Source organism: Paenibacillus brasilensis, from assembly GCF_009363115.1.
In the GTDB taxonomy this organism is placed as follows: domain Bacteria; phylum Bacillota; class Bacilli; order Paenibacillales; family Paenibacillaceae; genus Paenibacillus; species Paenibacillus brasilensis.
The window spans coordinates 1,802,873-1,821,104 of the sequence record NZ_CP045298.1 but is presented as its reverse complement, the minus strand read 5'-3'; the positions used below and the strand labels follow the sequence as shown (position 1 = coordinate 1,821,104).

General features: G+C 46.4%; 21 protein-coding genes. 11 read left to right on the top strand and 10 right to left on the bottom strand.

Annotation, left to right across the window (positions count from 1 at the left end; all coding sequences use genetic code 11):
- Positions 1 to 14: 14 nt before the first annotated feature.
- Entirely contained in the window at positions 15 to 752 is a 738-nt protein-coding gene (locus GCU48_RS08570; RefSeq protein WP_152379706.1) for an SMI1/KNR4 family protein, read from the bottom strand.
- 158 nt (positions 753 to 910) lie between these two features.
- Here GCU48_RS08570 and GCU48_RS08565 point away from each other — a divergent pair, with 158 nt between their 5' ends.
- Positions 911 to 2,548: a DUF6138 family protein gene (locus tag GCU48_RS08565; RefSeq protein WP_152379705.1), complete on the top strand. Its 1,638-nt coding sequence runs from the start codon at positions 911 to 913 to the stop codon at positions 2,546 to 2,548.
- Here GCU48_RS08565 and GCU48_RS26825 read toward each other — a convergent pair.
- Complete coding sequence (locus tag GCU48_RS26825) at positions 2,538 to 2,897, bottom strand: DUF7716 domain-containing protein (protein WP_167518605.1); 360 nt, start codon at positions 2,895 to 2,897, stop codon at positions 2,538 to 2,540. The two genes, GCU48_RS08565 and GCU48_RS26825, sit on opposite strands and share 11 nt — an antisense overlap.
- Complete coding sequence (locus GCU48_RS08560; protein ID WP_152379704.1) at positions 2,878 to 3,537, bottom strand: hypothetical protein; 660 nt, start codon at positions 3,535 to 3,537, stop codon at positions 2,878 to 2,880. The genes GCU48_RS26825 and GCU48_RS08560 overlap by 20 nt, the downstream gene beginning before the upstream one ends.
- A gap of 153 nt (positions 3,538 to 3,690) precedes the next feature.
- Between GCU48_RS08560 and GCU48_RS08555 the strand changes: the two genes are divergently transcribed.
- A complete protein-coding gene (locus GCU48_RS08555; RefSeq protein ID WP_152379703.1) occupies positions 3,691 to 4,230 on the top strand; it encodes an HAD family hydrolase in 540 nt (179 codons plus the stop codon).
- Between the two features lie 68 nt (positions 4,231 to 4,298).
- On the opposite strand, the gene GCU48_RS08550 is transcribed toward GCU48_RS08555, so the two are convergent.
- The 7 genes from GCU48_RS08550 to GCU48_RS08520 all read right to left on the bottom strand — a co-directional run bounded on the left by GCU48_RS08550 (position 4,299) and on the right by GCU48_RS08520 (position 8,112).
- Positions 4,299 to 4,454: an Imm26 family immunity protein gene (locus GCU48_RS08550; RefSeq protein ID WP_231503611.1), complete on the bottom strand. Its 156-nt coding sequence runs from the start codon at positions 4,452 to 4,454 to the stop codon at positions 4,299 to 4,301.
- A 2-nt stretch (positions 4,455 to 4,456) separates the two neighbouring features.
- Complete coding sequence (locus tag GCU48_RS08545; RefSeq protein ID WP_152379702.1) at positions 4,457 to 5,017, bottom strand: hypothetical protein; 561 nt, start codon at positions 5,015 to 5,017, stop codon at positions 4,457 to 4,459.
- Positions 5,001 to 5,528, bottom strand: coding sequence for an SMI1/KNR4 family protein (locus GCU48_RS08540; protein ID WP_152379701.1), 528 nt, complete (start codon positions 5,526 to 5,528; stop codon positions 5,001 to 5,003). The genes GCU48_RS08545 and GCU48_RS08540 overlap by 17 nt, the downstream gene beginning before the upstream one ends.
- A gap of 83 nt (positions 5,529 to 5,611) precedes the next feature.
- Positions 5,612 to 6,241, bottom strand: coding sequence for a hypothetical protein (locus GCU48_RS08535; protein ID WP_152379700.1), 630 nt, complete (start codon positions 6,239 to 6,241; stop codon positions 5,612 to 5,614).
- A gap of 177 nt (positions 6,242 to 6,418) precedes the next feature.
- The gene (locus GCU48_RS27305; RefSeq protein WP_152379699.1) at positions 6,419 to 6,826 is read right to left on the bottom strand and encodes a hypothetical protein; all 408 of its coding nucleotides are present in this window, start codon (positions 6,824 to 6,826) and stop codon (positions 6,419 to 6,421) included.
- On the bottom strand, positions 6,819 to 7,463 hold the full coding sequence (locus GCU48_RS08525) for an immunity 50 family protein (RefSeq protein WP_025717259.1): 645 nt from the start codon (positions 7,461 to 7,463) through the stop codon (positions 6,819 to 6,821). The genes GCU48_RS27305 and GCU48_RS08525 overlap by 8 nt, the downstream gene beginning before the upstream one ends.
- A 40-nt stretch (positions 7,464 to 7,503) precedes the next feature.
- Positions 7,504 to 8,112 carry a hypothetical protein gene (locus GCU48_RS08520; protein WP_244316262.1) on the bottom strand — a complete coding sequence of 203 codons (609 nt, stop codon included), beginning with the start codon at positions 8,110 to 8,112 and terminating at the stop codon, positions 7,504 to 7,506.
- A gap of 337 nt (positions 8,113 to 8,449) precedes the next feature.
- Here GCU48_RS08520 and GCU48_RS08515 point away from each other — a divergent pair, with 337 nt between their 5' ends.
- The 9 genes from GCU48_RS08515 to GCU48_RS08475 all read left to right on the top strand — a co-directional run bounded on the left by GCU48_RS08515 (position 8,450) and on the right by GCU48_RS08475 (position 18,081).
- Positions 8,450 to 10,021, top strand: coding sequence for a DEAD/DEAH box helicase (locus GCU48_RS08515; protein WP_152379697.1), 1,572 nt, complete (start codon positions 8,450 to 8,452; stop codon positions 10,019 to 10,021).
- Positions 10,022 to 10,234: 213 nt separating this feature from the next.
- Positions 10,235 to 11,179 carry a cation diffusion facilitator family transporter gene (locus GCU48_RS08510; protein WP_152379696.1) on the top strand — a complete coding sequence of 315 codons (945 nt, stop codon included), beginning with the start codon at positions 10,235 to 10,237 and terminating at the stop codon, positions 11,177 to 11,179.
- Between the two features lie 132 nt (positions 11,180 to 11,311).
- Positions 11,312 to 12,328 (top strand): LCP family protein, encoded by a 1,017-nt coding sequence (locus GCU48_RS08505; protein ID WP_152379695.1) that lies wholly within the window; start codon positions 11,312 to 11,314, stop codon positions 12,326 to 12,328.
- A 150-nt stretch (positions 12,329 to 12,478) separates the two neighbouring features.
- On the top strand, positions 12,479 to 13,642 hold the full coding sequence (locus tag GCU48_RS08500) for an AI-2E family transporter (RefSeq protein ID WP_152379694.1): 1,164 nt from the start codon (positions 12,479 to 12,481) through the stop codon (positions 13,640 to 13,642).
- Between the two features lie 24 nt (positions 13,643 to 13,666).
- Positions 13,667 to 14,332 carry an MsnO8 family LLM class oxidoreductase gene (locus tag GCU48_RS08495; protein WP_341874664.1) on the top strand — a complete coding sequence of 222 codons (666 nt, stop codon included), beginning with the start codon at positions 13,667 to 13,669 and terminating at the stop codon, positions 14,330 to 14,332.
- 229 nt (positions 14,333 to 14,561) lie between these two features.
- Entirely contained in the window at positions 14,562 to 15,455 is an 894-nt protein-coding gene (locus GCU48_RS08490; RefSeq protein WP_152379693.1) for an ABC transporter ATP-binding protein, read from the top strand.
- A gap of 12 nt (positions 15,456 to 15,467) precedes the next feature.
- Positions 15,468 to 15,608, top strand: coding sequence for a hypothetical protein (locus tag GCU48_RS27735; protein WP_244316126.1), 141 nt, complete (start codon positions 15,468 to 15,470; stop codon positions 15,606 to 15,608).
- A gap of 248 nt (positions 15,609 to 15,856) precedes the next feature.
- A complete protein-coding gene (locus GCU48_RS08480) occupies positions 15,857 to 16,333 on the top strand; it encodes a glutathione peroxidase (RefSeq protein WP_152379692.1) in 477 nt (158 codons plus the stop codon).
- A gap of 386 nt (positions 16,334 to 16,719) precedes the next feature.
- On the top strand, positions 16,720 to 18,081 hold the full coding sequence (locus GCU48_RS08475; protein WP_152379691.1) for an FAD-dependent oxidoreductase: 1,362 nt from the start codon (positions 16,720 to 16,722) through the stop codon (positions 18,079 to 18,081).
- Positions 18,082 to 18,232 lie beyond the last annotated feature (151 nt).

The following is an 18,232-nucleotide window of genomic DNA, read 5'->3' as shown; positions in this document are numbered from 1 at the left end:
TATTCGTCCTCCTCTTACTCTACGACCCGGCAATGCTCTTCTTGCAAGAATGCTAGAATTTCATCACGAAGTGCTATCGCTTTGGGTTCATAAATGATCGCGACTTCGCGTCCATATGCATAGTTAAAACGCACGTATCCGCCAAGAATCTGAAGAAAAGCCATGCAGATATGCTTATTTTCGATCCATAAATTTGAGGTAAAATGCTGTTTAAACCGCTGAGCCAATACTTGTATGGATGCCGGAGCGAAATCCAGGGCTTGCTCGTTCGGATGGGCTGGGTTGTAGGCATCGGTCGTATCCAGGGGACTAAACAGTAGGAATGTAGCGGCTTTGTCTGGGCTGACAGGTTCGAAATAACGGGGAAATGGTTCCATCTTTCCGAATTCATCCCGTAAAATATGTTCCAGTGTTTCTGTGAATGGGACTTGAGCATCTAAAGTCTTCGTAGTAATGATCTCCGAGTGTCGTAGGAAGTCACCATCTATGGAGCTGCCAATGACCACGCACTCACCCAGCTGCTGCGCTGTAATTGGGCAGTTATCATCATGCGTCCACAGTTCGTAATCCGCATAGGATTGCAATAATTGAGGATCAGGTATTTCAATCATTAGCAGGCCACAATAGGTGCCCGGCCCGTAGCGGGTGAGGAATGCTACATAGGGAGGGGGGAAAGTTAATCCATAGGTATGTTCAAAAGTTGTCAGTTCATCGGTAGCCACCGTCGTATGTTGTGTGGAAACCCAATACATTTAGGATACACCTGCTTTCCGGCACTCTATCTATAGGGATAGAGATCAAAAGTAAATGAGAGATATGCTATAATTAGGAAATAAAATAGTTATAGATTAGTCTATCTCAATTCCATAGGAACTACAATTTGTGAGGGGACGAAGGAGGAACACATCTTATGACAACATCAGGGGTACAAGCCTACATAGATCCAATTTTTGAGGCGATTGATGAGGCGTACGCTTCTGAGCAAAAGCGCATCGCCGAATTCCAAATCAAAAGTGTCCTTCACGAAGGGATTCATGAATACTTAAAAGTTACATGTAAGAAGGATGGGCTGTGGGTGGATACCTACGAACCATTTGATTGGGATCATCGTAGACCAGATATGGAAATTTTTGGTTTTATGGAGGGGGTAACACTGCAGCAGGTTCAGGACGAATGGATGCCTGTGTTTAGGGAACGGATAGAGGCGCTATTTAATTCGGAAGAATTCAGTTCCATGTTCTTTCGTTATCGGCTGGATTTTCATCTGGAAGTGGTCTTGGAGAATAAGGCTAGTCATTTTACATTCTCGCGCCTGAACGAAGATAAGCGGCAGCAACTGTTAGCTACTATCCAACATTTTGTAGAGCAGAAGCTCGACCCCTCCAGTAAAGCTGTGCCGAAGGAAGAGGACGATTTTTTCTTAGTAAGGCACTTGCTTGATCCTCATTTGTATCCTGTAAACGCCCAGCGGATGAATGAGCTGCTGAATCGAATGGATGCCAAAGTGAAGGTCAGCCGCAAGCGTGAGGAAGCATGGAGGTATCAGCTCAGTAGTGGCTTAAAGCATTGGGCTGAGGATGAATTTTTGGACAAATATGCAGATCGGAAAAAAAACTACGGGCTGGAATATACGACAAAGCCCGATATTCTCCCTTCGGAAATTCCCGCGCCAGCCATGGAGATGTTCCTGCTTACCGCGATGCGGGTGGGTTCGACGGATGCCGATGCACGGCAGAAATATTTGGAGATCGCTGCACAGCTAGGCTCGGAGCAGGCTTCCGTGTGGCTTGAGAGCGGATCAGGGAGCATCCCAGCGTTACATACAAGCGAGCGAGTCATCTGCCAAGCCAATGATATTTTGCAAACGCTGGAGGTTCAGATTCGTTCAGAGGAAGAAGAAAGCTATAGAGAAGCGCTCGTATATTTATGCGATATTTTAAGGAAGGGCTTTACCAAGGAATATCGGATGAAGTTCAAAAGCAAGGTAAAAAACTACCTGCCTGTACCCAAGTTGGCTAAATCTACGTTACATCGTTTCTTCGCCAATGCACTTGAATACCCTGCGCTGTATCCGTTGCTGGCTGAATATGCTGAGGTCGTGATGGAAGAGTTTAAGTGGTATAACGATGTAGAGCCCGGAGAAAAGTCGGCGATGCCGGGAACTTATGCGGTGATGGGACTGGGACTTAAAGGAACGAACTATTTCTCATTAGTGAATCGTTATATGAAGCTGGTGGACAGTGAACATCAGTCCGTACAGGACGGTTACGCGGCTGTTTTTGCCGAAGCGCATGGGCTAACACCTGACACGATCCCCGTTTGGACGAGGATTCTACTGGCAAGCAACGAGTCTGCCAAACCCCTGAAGTCATCCGGAATCGAAACCGTAGAGCAGGCACAGGTACTGGTGGAGGAGCTTGAGAAGCTGGAGGACTACGAACAAGAGGTGCTTGTTTATCGTATATGGGGTGGCGCGAAGAAACTAAAAAACAGCCTGAAGCAGGCTGTCCCTGAGGTAAAAGAGCTGATGGAAACGCTTATTCCATAAAAGCATCATATTCATGGTAATATCGCAGTCCCTGCGCAATGCGTTCAATATCCGGCTCGTTTCCGCTGTGGCGTAACACTTCAATAACATCCTGTACAGTCGCCACCTCCAGCCAAGATTGCACCTGATGGTCTGGTAGAGATGCAGGTATACTTTCATCACGATGATTGATGACGGTGAGACCGGCATCCTCCAGTTTCCACAATTCTTCCTCGGGAATGATGTAATAGGTAGAATTGAGCGGATTACTTTGAACATGTTTCAGATTGACAAATACCCATTCATTGATTTCTGTTTGGTCAACGGCTTGGACCAGTGCTTCAAGGCTGTCAAAAGTTTGTATGCTCATGTATGGAGGCTCCTCTCTTAGCCGCTGGCTTATGCTGTAGCTTTTGTAATATCTTTAAGATGGCCTGGCGATTCTTCGCATCCTTAATGTACTTGGGAATGGAATGGGAAGCCGTACGCATCATACCGGATGTAGGCTTTTCCCGCAACTCGGCAGAGATATAGGAGAGCAAGTAATTCAGGTGTATCCGATTAAGAGCCCAGACAGGTTTACCCCGATAGTAATCAAGGAAGTACAGCTGGAGCTGGAAAATAGGGTCTTTTCCGTTTTGGATCACGTCCGTATGCCATTCGCGTGATTGCACACGATGCACCGGAACCTGATTGCGTGTCTCACAGTGCGGACAGTTTATATTCGTATTTTTATGGAGTTTCGTTCGGTTATCATGGATTTCGATATTAAAATACCGCTCGCAATGGTTGCATACGCCGCGTGCATAGAATGTATAAGATTCTGGCTGCTGATACGTGTAGTAACAATGAGAGCATCGAACGACGTAATAACATTCTTTTTTGGATCTGGAAATAAAAGCTTGGCCCTGACAACGGGGACAGAGAACAGCTACCTGTTCTCCTCTCCGGATCACGGCGGCAAAGTCATATTTATATCCATGTTCATCTTTGAAGCGTTTTTGCTCCATATTCCTTCCTCCTTTTCGGAAAGATCGTAAAAACGAACTTTTTATATATCATATGTTATAATATTCCTTAACAACATTAACACTTGAAAATGGCCTTTTCAATGCACCGAAGGGTGAAAAGGTGAATAGGACGTGCAAAAGGAGAGGGTGAACATGAGCATTTTTACAGGGCTGCAACGTCCGCAGTTTCAGGCTTATTATGATGAGGCTTTTCTAATAGAACATCGTTTTGAAAATGGTATGGGTTTTCCGCCTTCTTATATATATTATGTCAAAACTCTTGGTTACGGGCGACTATGCGGCTTATGGAACATTCATATTCCTCTTGGCGATCACCCGGATTCATGGCTTCATCGTTATCATGACTGGCGAGCCTGGTTTGATGATGTACTGGAATCGGAAGAGGTTTTACAAGAAGCAGCGCTGGAGCCAGATGGTTTTCCCGAACTTTTGGAGCATGCGGTTCCCTTCGCTTCCAGTGAAGAGAATGACCTGCTAATTTGGGATATTCAATCGCCTGATGAACGGGGGGAATTCCCAATCTATGCTTTAAATCTACGCACATGGGGCAATTTTCGGTATGCAGCCTCGGATTTGTATAGCCTCGTCGAAGCGTTGGTGGATGAAGAGCGCGTAAAGTCGGTATTGGGCACAGATCGTACACCATTTCCTTATACATTCGAGCCTTTTTAACAGGTCAAATAACCACCTTGGCACTCAAACTTCAAGGTGGTTATTAGCGCTGCGCTGCTATTCTTCTGCTAGTGGTCTTCATATTGGGCTAAATATTGCTGTACCAATGCTTTTTTGAATCTACCATACAGTGCGCAGATCACCTGACATACCGCAAATCGGCCGTCATGCAGGGGGATAACAAAAATATCGCCTTCCCGATGCTTGATTCTTTTAAACACCATCGTCAGGCCAGCTCTTCCTGAATGATCTCTGTTTTTAGACCTTTAGCGCTGGTAATCGTAATGCTGATCGCATCATAGCCGTTCCGCTTCGCATCTTCAAAATTGCATCGTTCGCCGTTGATCAGCTCTAGCTGTCCATTCTCATCCACATCGTCTGCAAATTCGTCATCCCAATCCACATTATAAAAAGCGGTCAAGCTTACCTCGAAGGTATCTTCACCGTCTTCGTCCAGATAGGGCAGCAGGGGAGTGCGATTGTTCTGCTGTTCCTTGGTATACACTTCGCATAGCAGAGCATCGTAACCATGACGGGTTCCGTCAAAAATCACGATCTGTTCACCTGTGACTGCATCTTCTGCAATAATGAGCTGGGGTGCAAATTCAGTTCCAGTGATCAACTCGTCCATAAGTTCTCCGTAATAAAAAATGTGGAATTTCGTATGTCCGGCCTGTGAACGAAGCGTACCTGTCCACTCCTGCTCGACCCTTGCCTCCGGGTTCTCGGGTATAACCCAACCCTCCAAATAAGCGGGTCCCCATTTAGCATTATGTATTTCTGTCATCAGTAGGCCTCCCTTTCTGCTCGCTGAGTCGTTCAATTACCTGATTAAAAAACGTTGTAAAGTCTGTTGCCACCAGATACAAATGTCCACATTCGTCCTGCTCTGCAATATCATAATTCAGGTTGTCATCATAAGCATGAAGATGTGTGCGGTCCCAGTAGTACACATACGGGGTGTACTCATTACATATCAGAACGTAAAAATTATCGCCCGCATCTGCACCAATCAACAAAGCGCTCTCGACATGATTGATTTCATCCAGAAATTCATCATTAATCGCTAGAAGGTCATGATTTTTGTTGGATACCTTATATCCGAAAAAACAAGTCAAATCAATGTCTCCGTTATCTACACGATCGAAGGGCACATTGCAATAAAAAGGGGCCGCTACATAAAATCCGTTATATTGTGAAAGGAAACGTTTGTAACCAGCGGGCAATATACGCTGTATCTGTTCCTCCAATGCTGCGATCTGGGCAGGCGAAAGCCCTGATTCAATTGCGAATGACATCAACAACCAGCCTCCTTGATCCTAGTAAACCATCAATCTCTTTTTTGGAAATGAAACAACGCAGCGGTACATCGTATGTGAAATCATGTCATGGATAGGGTGACGATTTTGTTGTCCTCATCCACTTCAACCTTCACATTTACTCCCAGATTATCCTTAAAAAGCTTGCTGATATTGATATAGTCATCCTTAACCGGACGGCTTGAATTACCTGTTGTGCGAGTCATCCCAGCAGTGATGATGGAACGGACGTATGTTTTATCGAGCTTGGCTTCGGGATTATAGGTATAAATGATCTGTTCCTGCTGATTGTAATAATGAGTTAATTCCGTGCAGTCGTTAGCATTCTCATACTGCTTTTCCTCACGTACATACTCAGGATGGTCCATGGTGTAGTGGACTCCCCCGTTCAGAAAAGGATTTTCCTTGGAGGGTCGGAGCTCATATTGTCCATAGGCTAGCTGGAACAGATACTCTAAACCTGAGCCCTCCGCCTGGTAGTAGAGCTGACGACTGTCCCCTCTTTTATCTATAGCGGTATAGCTACTGATTAAAGGCCAGGCATCATACTTTTTATTCTTTACCTCAACGGCAAGCTTGTAATGTACAAGTACCTTTTCATTTTGAAGTAACCCAAAGCTGCTCATAATAAAATAGGCAGGCACACATATAATTCCGATAATCAATATGAATATAAATATTCTTACACGCATGAGTAGAGTGATTCTCTTTGGTTGCCGATTATGTGGACAGCTCTCGTTTGCTAGATGCGCCGAGTTCCTCATGTTGCAATAATTGCTTCAGAGCATGTTGTGCGAAAGGCATGCTTTTATGTGGGCGAAGCAGTGCAAAAGCAGCCTCCTTGACTAAGATATATGTATCACTACGGATCAACTCTCATGTCTGTAGCTCGATAAAGCTTCTTCCGGTCCGCCACCCTCCAGCAGCACCATAACCGCGTAGGAGATCGTATCAATCCAATCGTCGAGGGTGTTGATCTGCTCTACGGTCAGCAGATTGTTTCGCTGCAGCATACTATCAGGATACAATGCCCATGCCCGTGTATATTGGCAAATCCCCCACAGAGCGGCAATCAGCTCCCGTTCTACGGATGATTTCTCCAACTCATCTGCCAGAACTTCAATGATAGTCATCAGCTCATGAAAATTATCCTCAATCAGTTCTCCCTGGAAGGGACGGAGCATCCCTAGAAATCCGTTTTTCATTTTGGGATGATCCAGATCATCGTGAATAAAAGAATGATAACGTAACAGCTCGCGAGCCTCCTGTTTATTCATTCAGTTCCTTAATCTCTGCGCGGATACTTCTGCACAGAAAGCTACCTGACAGTCCCGACAAGGCATCGATATCAACGACCATGTCTGCTTCTTCATAGCGGAAATCAAGCTGCAAGATGATGTTGTCTGTTTCTACAGGAGTTAATACGTGCTCTTTGGTTTCCAGAAATGTAAAAGTCACTGCATAGCGTGGGACGTCTTTTGCTGGAGCTTCAGGGATTACAGGTGCCTCAGCCGAAGGTTCCAGATCCGGTGATTTAGGGACAAGCACGCTAGCGTAGGATAGCTCAATCGTCAGCGTAATCTGGTCTTTCGTCATATTAGCAGCCGTAATTCGGTCATAATGAAAGGGAGGGAAATAGCCAAGCTTTTCGACAATGCTGTCTGCACCTTGAATAGAAACAGTTGGAGAGAAAGCCAGTTCCAGTCCGATGGACCCTGCCAGTTGGTCTTCATATTCCGGATTAATACGGACAAGGGCCTGTTCCGGCTCTACTTTCAAAATCGTGCCTATAAAATACTGTTTGCCATGGATCAGAACAATATCATGCGGAACGAACGGCAGAGCTCCCCCGGCTTGATAATGAATGAGATATTCGTTTTCTTTTTTTTCAACGTTGTGAACTTGAATTTGCATAAATTGCAGCCTCCTTAGGGTTAATAGTATGACGGATAGTTTAAGTGTGTGGTAAAGGGAACGGAGTCCACGATTGAAAAACATACTTCATATCCGGGGTATCCTGTTCAAGCATAAATGGAAGAATATCCATAATAGCGCGTGCTTTACTGCCAGCATAAAAGTTACGCGGGCTGTGTAGCAGCTTGTGTGCCTTTAACCACTGGCTCAGCTTCATCATAACGTCCTCGACGATTGCTTGGTCGATATTTTCATAAACGTCCTGACGGATTGAAACGAGCATGCCACAATTATTAGAAGATTGGCATATGGGGTCATTGGACAAAAGAATGTACACTTCCGGCGTTGTCCCTTTGTTATAGGATGATTTGATACTGGGAGCCTCGATAGCTAGCATCAGCGGAATCAATTCATCATCGGTTACAATGCGGAGCAGCTCTTGCTTGTCCCAGCGAATTTTACCGTGTTTGGCTTTTTTCGCACCAGCTTGACAGACAGACACACGGGTATTGCGAATTCCTGATATATTCAGGAGCGTTTCAAAACAATCGAACAGGTTAGTAAAGCACTCTTCGGCAAACAAAGTGTGCTTCTCCGACAAGGAACCGGTCATTGTGAAATTATAATGCAGGTTGTTAACCACAAGCATCCATCCTTTATTCATCAATTACCAATTCTTATACCATAATATATGACATGGAGATTGAATTCATCTTTTACAATGTTCATTAAAATCGTTTGGAAACCTGTTCAACTTCGCGTATACTAGGAAAGTCATAAATGGAACGGCCTGAGCCGCCTTGCGGCCGTATGTTGGTTACAGGAACAGATTCAACAATAACGGACAAGCTCCCTTCCTGAAAAGGGGAGAATGAGCACCGATACAAAAATGGGAATTCTGAACTATGGAACGATAGATGTCATATGGCACATGAACCTATTTTACGTGACACATATTGAATACAGATAAGGGAAGTGAATATCACTTGAAAAATTTTGCAGCATTAGGCGTAGAGCAGCATTGGGTAGACGTCTTGAAAGAGCAGGGAATTACAGCTCCCACTCCGGTACAGCAGGAATCTATTCCGCTGTTGATGCAAGATCAGGATGTTATTGCTGAGGCACATACAGGAACAGGTAAAACGCTTGCGTTTTTACTGCCGATTTTGCAAAAAATGAATTTGGAAAAGCGTCATCCGCAGGCGCTTGTAATTGCGCCTACGCGTGAGCTGGCACTCCAGATTACGGAGGAAGCGAAACGATTGGCTGCGATAGAGCCGAAGCTGTCATTACTGGCTGTCTACGGAGGACAGGATGTAGAGCGCCAGCTCCGTAAATTGAAAGGCGGCGCACAACTGATCATTGGCACACCCGGGCGGCTACTGGATCATCTGAGACGTGGCACGCTGGATTTGGGCGGTGTTAAAATGCTGGTGCTGGATGAAGCTGATCAAATGCTGCACATGGGCTTTTTGAACGATGTAGAGACGATTCTGCAGGAGGTTCCTTACCGCAGACAAACGATGCTGTTCTCTGCAACGATGCCAGCCGGTATCCGTAAACTGGCTCGTGTCTATATGAACGAACCGATAGATGTCAAAGTAAAATCCGCTTCCTCCGTTCCGGTGAGTCAAATCCGTCAGGTGGTTGTGCAAACAACAGACCGGGGCAAGCAACAGGCATTGGTGGACATGCTGAATACGGACCGCCCGTATTTGGCAGTTATTTTCTGCCGTACGAAGCGCCGTGCTGCCAAGCTGAACGAGGAGCTGCAGGAGATGGGCTTCGCAAGCGGAGAGCTTCACGGAGATTTGTCCCAGAATAAGCGTGAGCAGGTAATGAAGGCGTTTCGTGAAGCGAAACTCCAATTGCTCGTAGCGACTGATGTTGCTGCACGTGGCCTGGATGTAGAAGGCGTTACACATGTCTTCAACTATGATATGCCGCAGGATGCCGAAAGCTATATCCACCGCATCGGGCGGACTGGCCGTGCCGGAGGCAAAGGTGTGGCGGTGACGCTCGCCACGCCAAGGGATGTTCCAGAGCTTCGGAACATCCAGAAGGTTGCTGGTGTCACATTCACCAGCAGTGAGGGCGGCGGGCAGCGCAGACCTGCTCCCGATACGTCTGAGCGTCAGGGTGGAGACCGCCGCTCGGGCAGAAATGACCGCCGTTCCTTCGGCGGCGATTCTGGCGGCGGACGCCGGGGCAACGGCCGCGAACAGGCGGGCCGTCGTGACGGTGCAGGCGGCGAGCGTCGCTCCAGCCGCAGTAGCAGCGAACGTGGCGGATACGACCGCAGCAGCGGCAGTTCCGCACGCGGAGGCCAGGGCCGCTCGGCAGGGCAAAGCGGCGAACGCGGTGGATACGACCGCAGCAGCGGCGGTTCCGCACGCGGAGGCCAAGGCCGCTCGGCAGGGCAAAGCGGCGAACGCGGCCGATATGACCGCAGCAGTGGCGGTTCCGCACGCGGAGGCCAGGGAGGTCGCGGTGGACAAGCCAAAGGCGGCCCGCGTGGTGGTCAAGGACAGGGAGGCCGTCGTGGACGGTCCAGATAGATAAAACTGGAGCATTCTCATAGAATGCTCAGCTATGGTTATCATAATAGCCCCGGAGAGGCTTATCTTCCGGGGCTATTATAATCTTCATTTATGCCGCCTGAAGGGGCCGTATCATAAGATGAGGTAAGCAGCGGAGTTGCAGTTGCTTTGAAGATAACAGATTAGCTTGTAGAGTACTGTTAAAGAAAATAATGGAGGGGATTATACATTATGCAGGAACAGGATATGGGCAAGCGCGCCATGGTCTCGGCATGGATCAGCCTGATTAGCAACATCCTATTAACCGGCATTAAAATCATCGCAGGACTCATGTTCAACAGTAAGGTGCTGGTGGCTGATGGTGTGCATAACGCCGGGGATGTGATTGCCTCTGCAACGGCGTTGGGAGCGATGCGCATATCCAGTCAGCCACCAGATGAGGATCATCCTTATGGTCACGGCAAGGCAGAAGTGATCGGTGCGAGTGTGGTAGCAGTCATTTTGTTCGGGGCCGGGATATTCATTGGCTATCATTCCATTGCGGCCCTGTTCGAGCCGATGCCGCAGGAGCATGTACTGGCATTGGTGGCAGCGGTCATCTCCCTGCTCTGGAAGCAGTGGTTGTATATCTACACGATTCGCATCGGGAGAGCGGCTAATAGTCAGGGTCTCATTGCGACGGCAAAGGATCATTTGGCTGATGTGTACGCCTCCGGGGCTGCCGTACTGGGGATCGGCCTCGGATTGATTGGTGAGCACTGGAATATCCCGATTTTATCCTACGGTGATCCGATTGCGGGATTTGTCGTGGCGTTGCTGGTTCTGAAATTGGCGTGGGAAATGGGCCGTGAGTCCATAGACATACTTATGGAGAAGGCTATTGCACCTGAGGAAATCGAAAGCTACGCCGCAGCCGCACTCCGTGTGGACGAGGTTCAGCGTATTGACCGTATCCGTGCCCGTGAGCACGGCCATTATATTATTGTGGATATCCGTGCTTCAGTGGATGCGACTTTGACGATACAGCAGGGACACGATATTATCCGGCTGATCAAGGGGGCTGTCATGAAGCAGGAACCGAGAGTGTATGAGGTGCTTGTTCATTTGAATCCATGGTACCCGGACGACCTTAAAGCTGAGAACTTGACGCAGAAGGACTCTGGAAATAAGTCTTAACAGACATGGGCAACGACCACTAGACCTTACGCTATGCTTGGCACAGATGGCCTCAATTGACAGCTAACTTGCAGGAAGGGTATGCATTTAAAAGTCGAACGATGATGAATAAAAGCGAGGTTACCTGATCAGATGCGAAAATTTTTAAAATGGCTGGGCATTTCTGTGGCTGCGGTAGTTCTTATAGTGGGTGGTTATTATGCTTACTCTATATATCATTTTACGAATCAAATTTCGGTCGCTTCCGGACAGGATTCAAAATTCAAACGGCAGACAGAAAGCCAAGTCAATGTACAACCTGTAGATGTGTCGCTTCCACCGGAGTGGGACGGAACAGAGAGAGTAAATATATTGCTGCTGGGTGGGGATTCACGTGGGGAGGATTCAGGGCGCTCTGAATCCGTGATGGTTGCGTCTGTTGATCCGGTTACGAAGAGGGCCACGCTGATGTCGATTTTGCGTGATACGTACGTCGATATCCCGGGCCATGGAAAAAGCCGATTGAATGCTGCCTTTTCTTACGGTGGTCCGGATTTGACCAGACAGACCGTAAGCAACCTGCTGGGCATACCGATTCAATACTATGTTTACACTGATTTTAATGGCTTTATTGCACTGGTCGATTCTGTGGGTGGTATTGATCTGGAGGTTGAAAAGGACATGCATTATACGTCCAAAGCAGACAAACACCAGTTTGATATTGATCTGAAAAAGGGAATGCAGCACATGGACGGCAAAACAGCCCTGCAATATGTTCGCTTCCGTCATGATGCAACCTCGGACTTTACGCGGACCGAACGGCAGCGTAAATTCATAACCGAGCTGGGTGGCAAAATCCAGTCAACCTCGTCACTGATTAAGCTGCCGAGCATTTTAAATAGCATTTCTCCTTATATTGAAACGAATCTGAGTACTACGGAAATGCTGCAACTGGCCTCATTGGGCTTTAATATTGATGCAAAAACGATATCCAAACAGCAAATCCCACCCAATGAGCTGGTGCGTGGGGAAACAATCAAGGGGGCACAGGTGCTTGGAGTGGACGAAAGGAAGCTCAAGCGATTCATACAAAATCTTTTTGAACAGGAAAACAAGCCTGCGACCACGACGACAGCAGATTCTGCTACCACAAGAAATGATACTCCATAACCATCCAAAGCAAGCAAGGTTCGTACGCTGTCGTACAACTTTGTTTGCTTTTGTGTTTATCCAGGTATAAACTTGTGTATTTTGTTGCAAAGATATATCTTAACTATTAAGAATAGAACACTTATTTGCTTAAGAGAAGGGGGATGTCATATGGAAACGACTCCGGCATGGAAAGACCGATTCAAAAAGTTTTTTTTGAACAACAAGTTTGTGTTATTCCTGCTGGTATTGCTGCTCATCGGCTTGAATATCTTGGTGCTTACCAAAATTTCTTACATTTTTACCCCCGTCATCGTACTGCTGAAAACGATCATTCTCCCTGTCATTTTGTCCGGCGTGCTGTACTATCTGTTCAATCCACTGATTGATGTACTGGAGCGCAATAAGGTCAAGCGAATCTACTCCATTATTGTGCTGTATTTGCTCATCATAGGGATTATTGCTGTTGTGATTACATCGGTAGTACCTGTGATCCGCGATCAGATACAGGGACTTGTCCAAAATGTGCCCGCATATAGCGAGCAAGTACAACAACAGTTTGAGAAATTAATTGGCAGTGACTTTGTGAACCAGTTCCAGAATACCATTCAAATCAATCCGTCAGAGCTGGCCTCCAAGGCTTCTGAAAAATTATCCGCCTTCATTAATAATGCGTGGGCAGGTGTGGGAAGCTTTTTGGGTGTAATCACAGAAACAGTGCTTGCGATCGCTACGGTTCCCTTTATTCTGTTCTACCTGCTGAAGGATGGACGCAAGCTGCCACATTCGGTCCTGAAGATGTTCCCACCTATGTTTCGCAAAGAGACGGATCGCATTATGACCGAAATGAACCATCAGGTCAGCTCGTATATTCGTGGGCAGATTATTGTCAGCTTCTGTATTGGGTTCCTGCTGTATATTGGTTATCTGATCATTGGGCTGGACTACTCTTTGACGCTTGCAGTCATTGCATCCTTTACGAGCGTTGTCCCCTACTTAGGGCCTGTAATTGCCATTACACCTGCATTAATTGTAGCTTTGGTGACCTCTCCGGTTATGCTGCTCAAGATGGTTATCGTATGGACGATTGTTCAGCTTATTGAAGGCAAATTCATTTCTCCACAAATTATGGGTAAATCCCTACGAGTACATCCGATCACAATTATCTTTGTTATTTTGACAGCAGGCAATTTGTATGGCGTAGTAGGAATTATTCTGGCGGTTCCAGGCTATGCGGTCTTGAAAGTCATCGTTACACATCTGTTTAGTTTCTTTAAAAAGCGCTCACATCTTTATGAAGCGGATCAAGCGAAGGCGAGTCTCAACGAAAAATAAACATTTCTACTTTAAAGTGATAAAATCAATTTTCCAATAAAAAATCGGGGCGGTATTGATCTGTATCCTGAGCAGCTGGATGATCTGCTAGCCTATTTACATGACAGCACAGGCAACCAGCATCGCTTCGGTTCGCTACAGGCGATGCCGCTCGTAGAGACAGTGCCGGAAATGTGGCTGCTTGGCTCCAGCGGTGATAGTGCAGGCCTGGCCGCCGAGCGTGGCGTGGGCTTTGCGTTTGCCCAGTTCATTAACGGGGAAGGCGGTACTGGAGCCATGAAAGGCTATCAAAAAAGCTTCCAGCCTTCCCAGCATAGTGACCAGCCGCGTTCACTTGTGGCCATATTTGCGATTTGTGCGGATACTGAAGAAGAGGCGAACCGCTTGGCTTCCAGCATGGACTTGTCCCTGGTGCTGCTGGAGCAGGGAATGCGCTCCGCTGGAACACCTTCCGTAGAAAAGGCTTTGGCGTATCCGTACACGCCATATGACCGGATACGTATTCGTGAAAATCGCAAGCGTATGGTAGTTGGTTCACCCGAACAGGTAAAGCGCCAGATTGAGCAATTATGCAAGGACTATAATGCACAAGAGATCATGGTTGCGAGTATCATTCACGACTTTGACGCCAAAATGAAATCAATACGTCTTATGGCTGAAGCATTTGGGCTGTCTTCTGTACAGTCTTGATGCGATTGGCTGGATTTTAGAGATCACAGCTTTGTGGAGCTGTGATCTTTTTGTATGAACTTTTGAGGACATTTTTGACGATATGAATCGTATATTCAGGGAAATATACCAGTTAACACTTGATAATGATTATCAATATCTTTATTATATAAAGATAGAATGAAGTTTTGATGAATATCGTGCGTTAAGCCCGTGACTATATAAGGATAAGGGAAAGGGATGATTCCAAATGTTTCGTCTGAAAACGGCAAATCTGGATATTGCTTATGAAGATCGGTTGATTGTAGAAGATCTGAACGTTGAAATACCGCAAGGGAAAATCACCGCATTGGTGGGCGCGAATGGCTCCGGCAAGTCCACCATTCTGAAAACGATGGCCCGCATCATGAATCCTAAAGGCGGTAGTGTTTTGCTTGACGGTAAATCCATTCATAAGCAATCGACCCGGGAGGTAGCCAAGCAGTTGGCTATTTTGCCGCAAAATCCGACTGCACCGGAAGGCTTGACCGTGACGGAACTGGTATTATACGGACGTTTTCCCTATCAAAAAGGTTTTGGCTCCATGAAAGCAGATGACCGTAAAATGGTAGAGTGGGCGATCCAGGTAACGGGGATGAGCGAGTTCCACGATCGCCCGATTGATCAGCTTTCTGGCGGTCAGCGCCAGCGTGCATGGATTGCTATGGCGCTCGCGCAGGATACGGATATTTTGTTTCTCGATGAGCCGACTACATTTTTAGATATGGCGCATCAACTGGAAGTATTGCATTTGCTCGAATATTTGAATACTTCAGCAGAACGCACCATTGTTATGGTCGTGCATGATTTAAACCATGCAGCCCGGTATGCCCAGCATATGATTGCGATCAAAAAAGGGAAGGCTGAGGCGGTAGGAGCTCCAACCGAGGTTATGACCCCGGATGTACTGCGTGAGGTATTTGGTATTGAAGCGGATATCGTAACGGACCCTCGTACGGGCGTGCCACTCTGTCTACCGTATGCTCTGGCCGGACAGCCCGCGGTAAGTCAAGCTGTGAAGGAAATGAATTTGGAAGAAAAGCAGTCGGTGGGCTCTATAGGAGAGCGACGTGAAGCTAGACCACAAGTTGCAGCAAGAGGCTAAAGGGGACACAAGATGAGACCACTGGATTACGATCAGCTGGAGCAATTGGCGAAAATAGTAACAGACACGCCGGAGGATGCAGTGTATTTAGTGAACCAGTTGCGTGGTCTTGTGTTTGCCCATTTCCCATCTCAGATTCCATATTTGTTATAAAGGAAAATCCCCTTCTATTAGCCTGCTGGTCATCGACCCAACAGAGCTGGATAATATGCGACAGGACGAAGAGGAACATTCAGCCGAACAAGCGCAAGAAGCGGCTCGTGACTTTGGCTTCGGAGCGTGAAGAGCGCAGACGCGCAGTGCTGGCATCACGGAGCCCTATGCAATGTTGGCATGTCCGGTTCGTTTTGGTTAAAATAGGTTACGAAACCTAAACCACACAATACGAAGGAGGATGCTGTATGTCTGTCTATTCACATCATGCCGTAACACCCGCGAATCAGGAGATTCCTCTGAACACCTATACCGGTAAGGTGTTGGTTATTGCGAATACCGCCAGCAAATGTGGACTTACTCCGCAATATGGGGAGTTGCAAAAGCTTTATGACGAATATAAAGATCGGGGCTTGGTTGTATTAGGCTTCCCTTGTAACCAATTTGGCGGCCAGGAGCCGGGCAGCAGCGAGGAAGCGGCTGAATTTTGCCAATTGAATTACGGAGTTTCATTTCCAGTATTCGCCAAAGTGGATGTCAACGGTCCAGATACAGCGCCTCTATTTGATTATTTGAAGCAGCAGCAGCCTGGAGAGCAGGAAGAGGGTACGATTCAATGGAATTTCACGAAGTTCATTGTGAACCGTGATGGCGTGCCTGTGGCCCGTTTTGAGCCTAAGGAATCACCGGAGGCCATGAAAACGGTCATTGAGCAATTGCTATAATAGCCTTGCTGTAGCTTCAAAGTATATGTTTAAAAGGGTTCGTTTTCCGGTACTTCTTCGGAAAAACGGCCCTTTTTTGCTGTCTATATATCACATTTACTGGATGGTCGCTGCTTCTTTTGAAAGTTGATTTAAAGGCATAATCAGGGTCATACAGGGAAAACTATATAAAGCATTAAGTTGCCTCATCAAATGACAGGCTATGTGCATCCTTGATTTTTTAATTGTGGACAAATTGTGAATATCATAAAAAGCTATTGTAATGTGAAAAATATCACACTATAATGAGTGCATGAAGTGAAAAAAATCACAAGAAGCAATTTGATTACGTGAAACAATTCACAATTATTATATAATGTTGCCCACACACCAAGGAGGAATTTAACATGAAAGTAGCAGTTATCGGATGTACACACGCAGGCACGGCAGCTATCGTCAACACAGCTAAATGTTATCCAGAAGCTGAAATTACCGTTTACGAGCGTAATGATAATATTTCATTTTTATCTTGTGGTATTGCACTGTACGTAGGTGGTGTCGTCAAGGACCCGCACGGATTGTTTTATTCATCCCCGGATCAGCTGGCTGACATGGGTGTAGTGACCAAGATGCTTCATGAGGTAACGAATGTAGATACAGCAGGCAAAACGCTGCGTGCACGTAATCTCCAAACAGGTGAAGAATTTACGGACACATTTGATAAATTGATTGTAACGACAGGCTCTTGGCCTATTATTCCGAAGCTGGAAGGCATTGAGCTTGATCATATTTTACTCTGTAAAAACTATAATCATTCGAATGAAATTATTGAGAAAGCCAAGCATGTACAGAACATCACAGTTGTCGGAGCCGGCTACATCGGTGTTGAGCTGGTGGAAGCTTTCCAAATGAACGGTAAAAACGTAACGCTGATCGACAGCGCTGATCGTATATTGAATAGATATTTGGACCACGAGTATACAGACCGGATTGAAAATTCTCTGAAAGAACACGGCATCAAGCTGGTACTGGGCGAAACCGTGAGTCGGTTTGAGGGGACGAATGGCAAGGTGAGTAAAGTCGTGACCTCTCAAGGAGAATATGAAACAGAGCTTGTTATTCTTTGCATCGGATTCCGTCCTCAAACAGATTTGCTCAAAGGTCAGGTAGATATGATGCCTAACGGTGCGATCATTGTAGACAATTATATGCAAAGTAGCTGCCCGGACGTGTTTGCAGCAGGTGATAGCTGTGCAATTCGCTACAACCCCACAGGCAAAACGGCTTATATCCCACTGGCAACGAACGCGGTTCGTATGGGTACGCTGGTGGCACGCAATCTGGTACAACCGACCATTGCCTACATGGGAACACAAGGAACTTCGGGTATCAAAATTTATGAAGACAATATTGCAGGAACAGGTCTGACGGAAGCGGCGGCAGCAGACGAAGGAATGAATATTGAGGCCGTAACCATTGAGGACAGCTATCGGCCTGAATTTATGCCAACCTCTGAAAAGGTGCTGCTGAAAGTGGTATATGAGCAGGAGACACGGAGAATTGTTGGCGCTCAAATTATGTCGAAGGTGGATTTGACTCAATCTATTAATACGCTATCTGTGGCCATTCAAAATCATATGACCATTGACCAGCTGGCCTTTGTCGATTTCTTCTTCCAGCCGCATTATAACAAGCCTTGGAATTTCTTGAATGCAGCAGGGCTGCAAGCATTGCCTTCGATGGCTGAACGAAAACCAGTTACCGTATAATTTGATTTGTCTGTGACATTGTTCATAAGTTTGTCAACAATCTAAGACGTATGCACGAATCCTTATAGTACAATATAGAGAGCATAAGGATTAGGGGGTAAGTAGATAATGGGTTTGTTTTATATCCTTTTTCTTGTAGCTGTGGCGGTAA